The following is a 1,047-nucleotide window of genomic DNA, read 5'->3' on the forward strand; positions in this document are numbered from 1 at the left end:
TGAGTTAACTGAAAACCAGAAACTCTATCTAGAAGAATTGGTTATGAGGTCAGATGCGGTCAAATGTGGAACAGTTGATCCGAGTCAGGATAACATGTTAAAGATAACAGGAGAAGCACGGAAACTAGCAATTGATATGCGTTTATTAGACTCTAGTTATAGTCTAACAGACAATCATAAACTGCTTCAGGTAGTGGATAATGTTGAAAGAATTTATCGTGAAGGAATGGAAAATAAGGCTACTCAGATGATTTTTTCGGATATTGGAACACCTAAGAAAAAGGACAATGGCTTTGATGTTTATTCTGAGATTAAGGCTTTATTAGTTGATAGAGGAGTCCCTAGTAAGGAAATTGCCTTTGTACATGATGCCAATAGTGATGAAAAGAAGAATAGTTTGTCTCGAAAGGTCAATGCAGGAGAGGTGCGGATCTTACTTGCCTCAACTGAAAAAGGAGGAACAGGTTTAAATGTTCAGAGCAAGATGAAAGCAGTTCATCACCTGGATGTACCGTGGAGACCAAGTGACATTCAGCAACGCAATGGACGGATTATCCGACAGGGAAATGAAAACAAGGAAGTGGATATTTACCACTACATTACCAAAGGTTCATTTGATAATTATCTATGGGCAACTCAGGAGAACAAACTTCGTTATATTAAGCAGATTATGACTTCTAAGGAGCCGATTCGTGCTGCGGAAGACATTGATGAACAGACCATGACAGCTTCTGATTTTAAGGCACTAGCAACAGGTAATCCTTATCTCAAATATAAGATGGAACTAGAGAATGATCTAACTCTATTAGAAAATCAAAGACGCGCCTTTCAACGCAGCAAGGATCACTATCGTCATACAATCTCTTACTGTGAAGAAAATATGCCCATTCTTGAGAAACGATTAAGCAAGTATGAAGGCGACATTCAACAGTCTGAAATATCGAAAGACCAGTCATTTTCTATGACGGTAGGCAAGCAAGCTTTTGATCAAAGAGCTGAAGCAGGGGAATCCCTACACCGTCTTATCCGTCATAATCAAGCTGACAG

1 protein-coding gene is annotated in these 1,047 nt (G+C 39.2%); it reads left to right on the plus strand.

Translation table 11 applies throughout. The features are described 5' to 3' along the window. A partial coding sequence (locus CBI42_RS10840; protein WP_142294110.1) for a helicase-related protein occupies positions 1-1,047 on the plus strand: 1,047 nt, incomplete at both ends.

The sequence above is a fragment of the Streptococcus sp. KR genome (assembly GCF_002238115.1).
Lineage (GTDB): Bacteria > Bacillota > Bacilli > Lactobacillales > Streptococcaceae > Streptococcus.